Below are 12,887 nucleotides of genomic sequence, written 5' to 3' on the forward strand. Positions count from 1 at the left end.
GTATGAAACTAAGCCAAATCCGACGGAAAAGATACGGCCTGCTGGGACTCGCATTCGCTTTGGCTTTTTTTGTCGCAGCCCAATTCGTTGTCACAGCCTATGTAAAGCTGGATACCGTCTACAAACATCGCATGAACTATAATATGTTCCTGGAAGATCGAGGCATGATTGAAGTCGTCATCGAAGAGATGGCGAAAACGATCAAGCGGGACGGCCTGACGGACTACGCCATCCTTATCGGCAACTCCGTCGCTTGGGGGACGAACGAAAGCTCCGAGCATTCCCTGGGCCGTTATTTGTCCGACCTGGCGACATCCGCCGAAGGCGAGGACAAGCTGCAGGCCGTGTTCAATCTGTCGGCTCCTTCTATCATGGCTGGCGATGCGTACACGCTGCTGCTTATGATGGAGGATCGCGGCATCAAGACGGACAATGTCATGATCGGCCTGTCCTACTCGGCATTCGTGGAGCCTAAGCCGGGGCCGCGGCAAGTGTTCTGGCTTGGCGATTACTTGCGCACGCAGGATCCCAAGGCTTTCGCGGACGTGCTGCCGCATCTGCAGGCAAACGGCTTCGAATACAAGGAAGGCTGGAAGCATGCGGAGGAGCAGGCGCTGGAGACGCTCCTTCACCGTATCCCGGTCGTGAAGTACAAGGAAGTGATTCCCGCTTATTGGGAGCAGCGGAAGGCGGGAACCGACCTGCTCGGCGATCCGCGCGCCTGGAACGAAAAACAATTTTCCGAGAAGTGGCTCGCCGATCCTTCTTATCTGAGCTTCTTTGATCCGCAACCGTTCGACATGAGCGAGAGCAATTGGGGCGTTTATTTCATGAACAAGATCGCGGAGCTTCAACAAGGCAAACGTCTGCTCACCTTCGTGTCGGGCGGCAATGGCGAGCTTTCCAAAAAGGAAGTGACGAATCCGGGTTACGTGGCGAATACGGAAGCGATCGAGACCTATTTGCAAGGGCTCGGCTCGCCTTACTTGATCATGCAAGACAAGATCGATCCAAACTTGTTTACCGATCATGTTCATTTGACGAAAGAAGGCAATGAGCTTCTTGCCCGTTTCGTATGGGACACCTGGACGGGGAAGGGGGAATAGCGCATGTTGTTTAACTCACCGACTTTTCTGTTGTTTTTATTAGCGGTATTCGCGCTGTATTACTTCTTCCCTCGCTGGCGAATGCTCGTGCTTGCCGTTGCAAATGCCGCATTTTACGCGTATGCCGGAGTTGGCTACTTCGTGTTGTTCTTCTGCGTCGTGGCTTCCGTATACGGCATTTCAAAGTTTCTTGGCGGCAGCCGAAGCAAGCTTGCGCTGACAGCCGGACTCATCGTTGTATTGGCCAATCTGGTCTTTTTTAAATATTCCATGTTCTTGCTGGGCAGCGTCGAGCAACTGCTGGGATTCACGATATCGCTGCAAGGGACCCCGTTCGTCGATCGGGAAATTGCCTTGCCGATCGGCATCTCGTTCTACTCCTTCCAGCTCATCGCCTACCTGGTGGATGTGCATAAGGGCAAGCTGAAGCCAAGCCGCTCGCTTTTCGAGTTCTGGGTATTCATCTCGTTGTTCGCGCATTCGGCCGCGGGCCCCATTCTGCGGGGCGGCGACTTCCTGCCGCAGCTTCGCAATATCGTGGCGATCAAATTCCGCACGCCGCGCGTGAAGCTTGGTCTTGCGTTTATTCTGCTGGGCCTCGTTAAAAAAGTATTTATCGTCGAGAAGATCGCTCCATACGTTAACGAATATTTCGGCGTCGCGGCGACGTTAAACGGCGTGGAGTCATGGGTAGCTTCCTATCTCTTCGCTTTCCAAATCTACTTCGACTTCTCGGCTTATAGCGAGATGGCGGTCGGCATCGGCTTGCTGCTCGGTCTCAGGCTGGACCTGAATTTCAAGACGCCATACCTGAGTTCTAACCCCGCCGAGTTCTGGAGACGGTGGCATATTACGCTGTCGCAATGGATCAGGGACTATATTTTTATCCCGTTGGGCGGTTCGCGTGTGAAAAATTGGCGCATCTACGTCAACCTGATCGCGGCCATGACGATCTCAGGCTTATGGCATGGAGCCGCGTGGACGTTCATCATCTGGGGATTCTACCACGGCGTCTTGTCCGCAGCCCATCGTATGTATGGCAAAGGACTCAAAAAGATGGGCTGGACGAAGCTGCAGGGCAACTGGCTGTACAAAGTATTCGCCATCGCCGTGTTCTTCCATTTGACGGTAATCGGCTGGGTGTTCTTCCGCGCTAATAGCTGGGGGGACGCGGTCCACATGATCAAGCAGATGACGCTGCTCGGCGGCGTGTCGTTTACGAAAGAGACCATGCTGCTGCTCGCGATCTCCGCGGGTCTGTATCTGCTTCATATCGTGGAGTTCCTGGCCGTGAAGTACTTCAAGCGCTGGTCGCTCGGCTGGGAGGCGGCGGTTCCTTCGCTTATACGCGGCGCGGTGTACGCGGCCATTGCCATCGTGCTGCTCATGCTGCTCATGAACGGCGAAGCAAGCTCATTCATCTATTTCGCTTTTTAAGAAATAGCGGAACAATCACAGACCTCCAGCCATCATCTTTTCTGGATACGTCCAAGGCAAAGAGACCCATGATCCATAACAGGGATCACGGGTCTCCTCTTTATTTCATTTCATCGATCGGCGCAGGTTGTCTGATTGAACTATAGTCGTTCAGGCGTTTACTTCAGATAATCGGTCGGATCTACGTAGTTCGTATCCTTTATGATCGAGAAATGGAGATGGGAACCGGTCGACTGGCCCGTGCTGCCCATTAGTCCGATAAGATCGCCGGATTTGGTCTCGTCGCCGACTGTTATGGATAATTGCTGCAGATGGCGGTATTCGGACTGCCAGATCTCGTTATGCTCAATGATCACACAGAAGCCGTGTTCGGGGTCATATTCCGCTTTAATGACTTTGCCGTCGGCGGCAGCACGTATTTCCGTGCCTTCAACATTTGCGATGTCGATTCCTTCATGCAGCGACTTCTCTTGGGTGATTGGATGAATACGCTCCCCGTAACGCGAAGCGATTTTGCCGGTCGTCGGGAATACGAATCGAATGTCGTCATTGGCAGCTTGCGATGGAAATGCGTCGTTTGCGGGCGATGTTTCAATGGCGGCTTGCACGGGAATGTGCTCATTGGGCGTTTCTGCGGCTTCTTTATCGTTTCCTGATGCGAAAGCGGATGGCAGCGACAATGCGGCTGCTAAGACAAGAATGAGCAGTCCGAAAAACCAAGCTCGTTTTTTCGGCGATTGAAAGTTTCGGATCATAATGATTCTCCTTGCAATTTGATTTTTATAGCCGGTAATTCCGGCGCCGGCCGAAACGGTTCTATGAAACTTGCCAAGCTCCAATATTTTTAAGATGCAAGCGGCATACGTGTCTTTTTGGGTCAGGACGTTAAGCACGCTTGCATCGCAGGCCGTCTCCTGGTGTAGTCGCATGTTGCGCAGCCCGTACCAAACAGCGGGGTTGAACCAATGGAACGAGGCCAATATTGTTGCCGCAACGTTGACCAGGATGTCCCGCCGCTTGTAATGGGACAGCTCGTGAAGAAATACGCACTCCCAATCGGCGGCGTTTAGATGCTTGACCATTTGCTCTGGAATTAGCACCGTGGGCGAAAATACGCCGAACAATGCCGGCGCGGATACTTGCTTCGTCACGCGCAGTCGGATTTTAGCGAGGATGCCGTTGTCCGCTCGGATTCGAACGAATAGCGCAACCAAATCGGCGGGTATTTGAATGTTGGTTTCGCGCCGGAGGGCAACCGACATTCGCAGATAACCAGCCGCGATGTACAACAGGACTGCCGCCGTTCCGGCAAGCCATACGAATACCGCGATTTGGAATCCGGGAATCTTCATAGCCAGACGCTCCTGTGATGCTGGAGGATGAGATTGGGCAAGATTCGAATCTGCTTGATCCGTATGCGTGATCGGCGAAATGTCGCTCGCGTATGAACCAATGATCGAAGCTTCCAAATTCTCAATAGAAAAGATTCGCTCTTCCATACCGGCAAGGGGAATTGTCCAGCGCAGCTCGCTCTCTATATTTCCTGGCAGCCAGGGCATCAGAAGCTTCACGATCAGCAGCGTCCATAGCGCATATTTCCACATGGGGACAAGTTTGCTCCGAAACGCCGCCGTCACCAGGGCCAGCAGCAAGACCATTAGGGCCGCCTCCAATGAAACAATAAGCGTTCGCTCGAACAGGTTTGTTAGCAATTCCACCTCTTATTTCACCTTCTTCTGGAGCAGCTCCTTCAACTCGCGAATGTCCTCGGAGGAGAGCTTTTCGGTTTCCAGAAAATGCGCCATCATCGGCTTCAGCGATCCGCCGAAAATACGCTGCAAAAACGAATGGCTTTCCGCCTGCACGCACTCGTCTTCGCTGACTAATGGAAAATAGAGGTATTCGCGATTGTCCTTGTTGCAGCCGAGTGCCTGTTTCTGCACCAGTCTGCCGATCAGCGTTTTCGTCGTTTTCGGTTTCCATGGCTTGCTTCCGCTCAGTCGTTCAATGATTTCGGCCGCCGTCAACGGCGCAGCTTGCCATACGATTTTCATTACATCCCATTCCGCGTCCGAAATGTGCGGCAGTTCCCGCATCGTATTCCCTCCCGATGATTACAATTGTAATCTTAATTGGCAAACGTGTTCCATGGATTACCTATGTAGTCTACGAATTTAGATTACAGATGTAATCAATGATTGTCAAGTTGTCCTTCTTTTCATTATTTGAGAGACGGGGTAGTTCACAACTTAAATATATCATGATATATTATTATATAAATGGATATGGCTATTGAAAGAGGGGGAATACCGGATGGCTAACGAGTCGGCGTCCAAGCCCATGTATGAACAAATATTCGAAGCTCTGCGGGAACGGATCAAGGAAGGGCAATATGCGGTAGGAGATCGTGTTCCTTCGGAGAAGGAGCTTGGCGATGAGTTTGGCGTCAGCCGCATTACAAGCAAGAAAGCGCTGGAGATGCTCGCGTTGGATGGTTATATCGTTCGTCAGCCGGGCAGAGGTTCTTTCGTGGCGGAGCAAGGAACTGTCCAAACGGCGGCTGGACATGCCTCGATTGCACAGATGGGACAAGCCAGATCGGGACGTAACACGGGCAAGCGGCTCATCGGACTCGTGATGACGGATTTCGGCGATGCTTATGGATCGGGGCTCGTCTACGGCATGGAGCAGGCATCGCGCGAGCAGGGTTCGTATCTCATTCTTCGCAGGTCGTTCGGCATAGCGGCGAATGAAGAAGAGGAGATCAAGGGCATGCTGGAGCTTGGCGTGGACGGCATGATCATATTGCCGGCGCAAGGCGAATACTTCAATGCGGAGATACTAAAGCTGGTCATCGGCCAATTTCCGTTCGTGCTGGTCGATCGCCATCTGAAAGGATTGCCGGCGGCCTCCATCTGCACGGACAACATGACGGGCGCTGCCAAAGGAACGAACCATCTGTTCGATCTTGGCCACCGCCACATTGCGTTTCTCACTCCGCCGCCCCGGGATACGACGGCGATCGAGGATCGCATCGAGGGTTTCGTCAAGGCGCATACGGAGAGAGGCATCGTCGCGGACCGCGACACCTGGATTCAGGATATTATGTCCACGCTGCCGAGCGCTCATATCGAAGTCAATCGACGCAAGGATATCGATAAGATCAAGGCCCATTTGACCAAACATCCGCATATTACGGCGCTGTTCGCGACGGAATATAACGTTGCTCTGCTTGCGGAGAAGGCGGCCCAGGAGCTTGGGCTGGCCATTCCGGAGGACTTGTCGCTCATCTGCTTTGACAGTCCTTATCGGAGCGGGCTGCAACCATTAACGCATCTGCGCCAGAACCAAGAGGAGATTGGACGACTGGCCTTCGAGCACGTGACGAGACTTCTGGATGGAGAGCCGCTTCCGAGCCGTGTCCTGCTTGATGCGGAGCTTGTCATCGGAGAGTCGACCGGTAAGGCTAAGATCCGGACGACTTAGCTGCGAATCGATCAGTCGGCTATCCTGCTTCGCAAGAAACAAACAAGGCAGCCGAATGGCTGCCTTGTTATCGCTCATCCTTGAATAGCCTCGAAAGAGGTTGCGCCTTGATTCGTTTAACGAATAATGGCTAACGAAGAATCGTTTGATTTTTGAAATAGAAGCCCATTATCGGAAGTGAAGACACGCCCAATAGGTTCAGAAACTTTTAGCAGCAGACGGCCTGAACCGTCTAGCAGCGCAACGCCATTATTGCCGCCAAGCAGGCAAACGAGCTGATTATTTACAACCTGAACGCCGGCAATCGACGCTCCCCATGCAAGCGTGTCGTCCCCGTTTGAATTGACCTTGTACAAATCGTATTGGGTTGAACTCTTTTTTGTTGTATAAAAAAGGTTACCATCGATGCTTTCAAACCATGTGACGGCGTGTTCGGACAATTTAACTTCGTTTTTCCCGTCTATATCGGAAGAATATAACGATTTATCCTTGTCTTTAACGTAATATAGCTTTTGATCGATAACCTGGAACCAGCCCACGTTTGCGTCAACGATCTTTTTGGTTTTGTTGGTCTTTAGATTAATTTCATAGATCTTATTGGCGTCGGATTCGTCGCGGGAAGCCAGCACGTACACATGGTCTCCGTTGACAGCCATGTAGGAGGCATTGCCGCCGCCCAATGACCACTGAGTACCGCTAAGCGTAACAGCATACATCAGACCGGGATCTCCGACTTTTTTCTTTTCCCCTGCCGACGATAAATACAAATTGCCGCCTTCAAATCCCCAAGCTCCTAATTGGACGATCAGGGTGCCGTGAGACGTAGCGCGGAAGTCCAAATATCCCTCATGCAACAATTCCGCTTTACCGTTGTCGCCGACTTTTACAAACTGGTCGCTCCCCATAACCCCTCCCCCAAGATGATAAGTAAACCATAGCGCATTGTCCCGGATCATGAAGCTGACATTAGTCGGATGCCATTCGGAATCCGGACCTCCGAAACTATAGGAATAGATCTCTTCTTTAGCAGATGGTTGCTGTATGGGAGCCCGGTAGACCTGATTGGTACTGCCCGTTGTTTGCGTAAAATAATAATATCCCTTAAATAAGGCAACATCATTATCGGCAGCAAATGCTGGAAGGCCAGTCGATTGCAATTGCGGGTTATGGGAAGTAATGCTGAGTCCGCTGACGGCATTCCACTTATAATCCCATCCGAACTCCTCATACGCAAAACGCCAGGTTAGCGGGAAGTAGGTAATGTTTCGAAAGTTTAATAAGGGATATTGTTCTTTCGAGTTGTTAATTGCTTTGCCATTGACCGTAATGGCCGATGCGGAAATCTTTGCGGAGTACGAAGAAGCATTGCGACTCCCGGACTTATAAGACGCATAAGCGGAGGTCACCTGGCTTTGCTTTATATGTAAGCCAGCTGTTTGTGACCAAGTTGTTTCCAGACCCAGCATTCTGGTATCGTTCCAAGTCATCGGAAAGTAGGTTATACCGCGATAGACAAGCAGAGGATATTCCCTGTACTGATTTTCTACCACATGACCATTCAGGTTCACCTTAAAAGTTGGCAGGGTAACCTTTACGCTAGCTTCCGAAGCGCTGATTTGTACCGCAGGCATCATAAGGATCAAACAAAATAAAAAAGCTAGCGCATATCTTGACCGATTTCTTCTCATTATTATGTCATCCCTTTCTTTTTACTGGAGCACGAATCATCTGTACCAAGTAATCGCCTTGGTTTCCAAATTTTATATTGTATAGACGGATTATTAAGGGAAAAGTTGCGTGAAGACATTCCGGAAGTTGATGGGTCGAAAATTGTCATATAATATTATATCGATATTATAATAAGGTATATCAGCATGATAACTAATAATCAATTTATATTGACATACTATATGATCAATCATATAATCAAAAATGTAAGCGGTTTATTGAGATAACCAATGAGGCGGAATGATGAGGTCAGAATCGAAAAAGAAAAGGGAGGCATTTGACATGAAAAGATGGTTATCGGTTACTGCTTTATCGGCGGTATTATTCTCATCCGTTATCGGCTGCAGCGGCAACAACGATGGAGGCGGCGATAAAGGCGGATCCGGCGGCGACGGAGGAGGCGGAGGCAAACCCGTTGAGCTGACGTTCTGGGGAGACTGGGGCGGAGAAGGGCAGAAACAGTTCGAGACGATGGTGGACGCGTTCAACAAATCGCAGGACCGCATCCGCGTCAAATACGTGCTGCAGCAGGATATGATAACGAAATTCCTGACGGCGGCAACTTCCGGCGGGTCGCCGGACATTCTGTTCTGGGACAGATGGCGCACGTCGCTGTACGCGCCGAAAAACGTGCTGCATCCCATTGACGAATATTTGGAGAAGGACGGTCTCTCGAAGGATGCGTTCTACGGGGAGTCCATCAAGGAATTATCCTACAACGACAAGCTGTACGGACTGCCGCTTACGGTTGATGCAAGAGCACTCTTTTATAATAAAAAGATTCTGGACGAAGCGGGTGTAAAACCACCTACGACTTGGGCGGAGCTGGAGGAAGCGGCAGTCAAGACGACCAAATGGAACGGCAGCAAGCTGGAAGTAGCGGGTTTCTCCCTCGGCGACAATGGTCTATTTAATATGTACCTGCAGCAAGCGGGCGGCTCGATGCTGTCGGAGGACGGACTGAAGACGGGCTTCAACAGCGAACAGGGCAGGTCGGTGCTGCAATTCTGGGATAAGCTTCTGAACGAGGACAAAGTGTATAAGGTCGGATTCGAGCAAGGACTTGGCGAAGGCACGGACGCGTTTGTCACCGGCAAGCTGGCCATGCAATACACGGGTCCCTGGATGTTAAGCACGTACAAAAAGTACGGCAAGGATCTCGACTTCGGCATCGTGCCGCCTCCGGCAGGTCCGAACGGCGACAAGGGCAGCGTCATGGGCGGCTTCGGTCTCGTCATTCCGGAGGGAGCGAAGCATAAGGAAGAAGCTTGGGAGTTCGTCAAATGGTGGACTGCAAATAAGGACAACGCGCTGCTCTGGGCCAAAACAAGTCTCAACATGCCGGGTCTGAAGGAAGCGCTCGAAGATCCGTTCTTCAAGGACGATCCATTTTGGCAGCCGTTTATGGAGACGCTGGAATTCGCCAAGATCCGTCCGGCGCATCCGGGTTACTCCGTCATGGAGAACGACGGACTTATCCCGAATCTCCAGCTGTTCCAGCAAGGAGAGCAAGGGCTGGAGGATACGCTGAACAAGTCCCAGACGCAAGGAGACAAATTGCTCGCGGATAATGCGGACGTGAAGTGATTCGCGCCAAGCACCAAACAGGATCGGGAGCGAACGGGAGAGGCTAACCTCTCCCGCCCGTGTTCCCGGCAACCGCAAGGGGGAGAGCGACATGGCATCCATCAGCAAATTAGGCCGCCATCAAGAAAAGATGGCGTTCCTCTTTATTACTCCGACGATGCTGCTATTTGCGGCGTTTACGATCGTGCCCGTCGTTATGGCGATGTTTCTCAGCTTCACCAATTACGACGTCGTCAGCCGGATGGACTTCGTCGGCGTGGACAATTACAAGAGGCTGGCGGGAGACGCCTTGTTCTGGCAGACGTTCAAGAACGTGTTTTATTACTCCATTATTTTCGTACCGCTTAACATCGTGATCTCGCTCATGCTCGGCATGCTTATGAACTTCAAACGAATGGGCATCAAACTTTTCCGCACGATGAACTATCTGCCGACGCTGACGTCCGCCGTCGCCGCAGCCACCGTATGGATTTGGCTGCTGCACCCGGAGTTCGGTCTCGTTAACGGCATTCTGGGTTACTTCGGCATCATCGGGCCGGCGTGGCTGGCGCAGACGGAGACGGCCATGCTGTCGATCATTCTCGTTACGCTGTGGCAATCCGTAGGCTCCAATATGATTATTTACATTGCCGGACTGCAAGGGATTCCCGAATATTTGTACGAATCCGCGAAGCTGGACGGGGCGACCGCCTTCGACCGCTTCCGTTATATCACATGGCCGCAGCTTCGTCCGACGACGTTTCTTGTCAGCACGATGTCGATCATCGGCGCGCTCCAGCTGTTCGACCAGGCGTTTGTCCTGACGCAAGGCGGACCCGGCAACGTGACGAAGACGCCGGTGTACCTGATCTACCAGCAAGGTTTCAATCAGCTGCAGATGGGGTATGCGTCCGCGCAAGCGTTCATTCTGGCCATTGCTATTCTTATTTTCTCATTCATCAATATGCGCATTAACAAATCCGAAGAGCCGATTGTATAGGAGGGGATGGGATGAAGACGTTACCTGCGAACCGACCGGCAAATGCTCTGACCTCGTCCCCGGCCTTGTCCTACCCGGCTCGGGTCATGATCGGCAAGATGTTGTTCTACGCAGTCAGCATTGCCATAGCGGTCGTCATGTTCCTGCCTTTCTTCTGGAGCTTGATGACGTCGCTGAAACCCAGCAACGAAATTTTTTCGATTCCGATCCAATGGCTGCCGTCGGAAGTGACGCTGGAGCATTACCGCAAGGCGTTCACGACCGTGCCGTTCGGACTTTACTTCTGGAACTCGCTAGTGCTCGCCGTGTCGGGCGTGCTGGCGAATTTGTTCTTTGGTTCGCTTAGCGGCTACGCCTTCGCGAAGTTGAATTTCCGGGGCAACAAGGCGATGTTCCGCGTCCTGCTGGCCGCTATGATGATTCCCGGCATCGTTACGATGATTCCGAGCTTCTATGTGCTCAAGCACTTCCCGCTGGTGGGCGGCAACGACTTGCTCGGCGGCGGCGGCAACGGATTTCTGAACTCGTTTTGGGGCATTATTTTGCCCGGCGCTTCGGGGTCGTTCGCGGTGTTCTTTATGCGCCAGTTTTTCCTGACGCTGCCCTCGGACATGATGGAGATGGCCCGGATCGAAGGCTGCAAGGAGTTCCGCATCTTCTGGAACATCTATCTGCCGTTGACGAAACCCGCGCTCGCGACGCTTGGCATCTTTACGTTCCAGGCGGGCTGGAACAGCTTTCTGTGGCCGATGATCATCTTAAACGATCCCGACAAGGCGACCATTCAGATGGGATTGCAGGCGTTCTCTTACAACTATCAGACGGATTACGGCCCCATGATGGCCGGCGCGCTGATCGCGATTTTGCCTATTCTGGTGCTGTTTTTGCTGCTTCAGAAATATTTTGTGCAGGGCATCGCTTTTACTGGCGTCAAGGGGTGACGGGCAAGCGCAGGCAACTTCAATCATCGCGGACGGCATAATGTGCTAAACCATTCTAATATGGCGAAGGAGTGCATGTGATGAATAAGCAATGGATATCGGGAAAAAGATGGATGGCGGTCTTGCTGGCTGCCGCGCTTGCCTTGCCCGTCTTCGCAACGGGAGCCAAGAAGGCCGAGGCTTTTACGGCGGCCAACGCCGACACGGCTATGAACGGATTCGTCAGCACGTTCTACGATCCAGTCGCAAAGTATTTCTACACGAACAGCGACCATCTGATCCATCCCGAGCATGCTCACGGTCCAAACGGCGGGTTGTATACCGACTTCTGGTGGGAAGCCCAGCTATGGGAAACGGTTATGGACGCTTATGAGCGGACAGGAAGCAGCGCGTACCGGACCATGATCGACGATGTGTACGACGGATTTAATGCGAAGGTGCCAGATATGCTCGTCAACCATTTCAACGACGATCTGGGCTGGTGGGCGCTGGCTTGCATGCGTGCTTACGAGCTGACAGGGACCGACGAATACAGGAACCGGGCGTGGTTCTTGTTCAACGAAATTTACAGCGACTACGACAGCACGTACGGAGGCGGAATCTGGTGGAAGCGCGACGGCACGTCTCCGCAAAAGAACATCGCCACCAACGCGCCGATGGTCATGACGGCAATCAAGCTATTAAACGCGACCGGCGACACGACGTATCTGACGAAGGCTCAAAACATCTATTCATGGATCAAGAGCCGGCTGATCTCCGGCAGCAAAGTGAACGACCATGTGGAGGGAAGCGGCAGCGGGACGGTCGTGGACTGGGATTTCACCTACAACTACGGTACGTTCCTCGGCGCGGCTTTGGCCCTGCACCAGGCGACGGGAACGGCAAGTTATCTGACGGACGCGAACAACGCGGCGAATTACGTCATCAACAATATGACGTTGTCCTATTCCTTGTTGTACGAAGGGGAGAACGACGCAGCCGGGTTTAAAATGATTTTCGCGCGGAACCTGAACAAGCTCCGCATCGCGACGGGCAACGCCTCCTACTTAAACTTCCTGCAGCAGAACGCCACGCAGGCATTTAATCATCGGAGGACGTCGGACAATATCATCGGCAGCGACTGGACGGCGCCGATGGGATCGGGTTACGTGCAGAGTCTCGCTGCTGCCGCAGGAGCTTCGATTCTGCAGTTCACGCCGCCGGACAATTACACCGGCAACATCGCAGGCAACGGAACTTACGAAGCGGAGAACGCGCGCAAGACGGGCGCGATCATTTCCGAAAGCACGCATGCGGGTTATAGCGCGCGCGGCTATCTGGCGGGATGGAACAGCAACGGCTCTTTCGTTACGTTCCATGTCAATCAGAACTCGGCGAGCACGCGAACGGTGACGATCAGATACGCCGCCGGAGCGGGTAATGCGGGACGATATGTTGCCGTTAACGGAACCGTTGTGGCAAACAACTTGTCGTTCGGCAATACGGGAGGCTGGGGAAGCTGGAATACGGTTACGCTCAGCGTCAACCTGAACGCAGGCCATAATACGATCGTGATCGGCTACGACAGCTCGAAGGGGAATAACAATTATTTGAATCTGGACAAAATCTACGGACTGTAGCATG

General features: G+C 52.4%; 10 protein-coding genes. 7 read left to right on the forward strand and 3 right to left on the reverse strand.

The features are described 5' to 3' along the window. Positions 1–2 precede the first annotated feature (2 nt). Entirely contained in the window at positions 3–1,106 is a 1,104-nt protein-coding gene (locus PAT3040_RS27560; protein WP_108995208.1) for a PIN domain-containing protein, read from the forward strand. Between the two features lie 3 nt (positions 1,107–1,109). After that, positions 1,110–2,543 (forward strand): MBOAT family O-acyltransferase, encoded by a 1,434-nt coding sequence (locus PAT3040_RS27565; protein ID WP_108995209.1) that lies wholly within the window; start codon positions 1,110–1,112, stop codon positions 2,541–2,543. 158 nt (positions 2,544–2,701) lie between these two features. Here PAT3040_RS27565 and PAT3040_RS27570 read toward each other — a convergent pair whose 3' ends face one another. After that, entirely contained in the window at positions 2,702–4,261 is a 1,560-nt protein-coding gene (locus PAT3040_RS27570) for a M23/M56 family metallopeptidase (RefSeq protein ID WP_146200576.1), read from the reverse strand. A gap of 3 nt (positions 4,262–4,264) precedes the next feature. Then, complete coding sequence (locus tag PAT3040_RS27575) at positions 4,265–4,639, reverse strand: BlaI/MecI/CopY family transcriptional regulator (protein WP_087569739.1); 375 nt, start codon at positions 4,637–4,639, stop codon at positions 4,265–4,267. A gap of 217 nt (positions 4,640–4,856) precedes the next feature. On the opposite strand from PAT3040_RS27575, the gene PAT3040_RS27580 reads away from it, so the two are divergent. Beyond that, entirely contained in the window at positions 4,857–6,029 is a 1,173-nt protein-coding gene (locus PAT3040_RS27580; RefSeq protein ID WP_108995211.1) for a GntR family transcriptional regulator, read from the forward strand. 116 nt (positions 6,030–6,145) lie between these two features. On the opposite strand, the gene PAT3040_RS27585 is transcribed toward PAT3040_RS27580, so the two are convergent. Beyond that, positions 6,146–7,717, reverse strand: coding sequence for a DUF5050 domain-containing protein (locus PAT3040_RS27585; protein ID WP_108995212.1), 1,572 nt, complete (start codon positions 7,715–7,717; stop codon positions 6,146–6,148). Between the two features lie 322 nt (positions 7,718–8,039). Between PAT3040_RS27585 and PAT3040_RS27590 the strand changes: the two genes are divergently transcribed. The 4 genes from PAT3040_RS27590 to PAT3040_RS27605 all read left to right on the forward strand — a co-directional run bounded on the left by PAT3040_RS27590 (position 8,040) and on the right by PAT3040_RS27605 (position 12,883). Further along, a complete protein-coding gene (locus PAT3040_RS27590; protein ID WP_108995213.1) occupies positions 8,040–9,344 on the forward strand; it encodes an ABC transporter substrate-binding protein in 1,305 nt (434 codons plus the stop codon). Between the two features lie 91 nt (positions 9,345–9,435). Then, complete coding sequence (locus tag PAT3040_RS27595) at positions 9,436–10,323, forward strand: carbohydrate ABC transporter permease (RefSeq protein ID WP_087569735.1); 888 nt, start codon at positions 9,436–9,438, stop codon at positions 10,321–10,323. Positions 10,324–10,409: 86 nt separating this feature from the next. Further along, positions 10,410–11,264 (forward strand): carbohydrate ABC transporter permease, encoded by an 855-nt coding sequence (locus tag PAT3040_RS27600; protein ID WP_087569788.1) that lies wholly within the window; start codon positions 10,410–10,412, stop codon positions 11,262–11,264. Positions 11,265–11,344: 80 nt separating this feature from the next. Beyond that, the gene (locus PAT3040_RS27605) at positions 11,345–12,883 is read left to right on the forward strand and encodes a glycoside hydrolase family 76 protein (protein ID WP_108995214.1); all 1,539 of its coding nucleotides are present in this window, start codon (positions 11,345–11,347) and stop codon (positions 12,881–12,883) included. The last annotated feature ends 4 nt before the right edge of the window (positions 12,884–12,887 follow it).

Origin of the sequence: Paenibacillus agaridevorans (assembly GCF_003112455.1) — a bacterium.
Lineage (GTDB): Bacteria > Bacillota > Bacilli > Paenibacillales > Paenibacillaceae > Pristimantibacillus > Pristimantibacillus agaridevorans.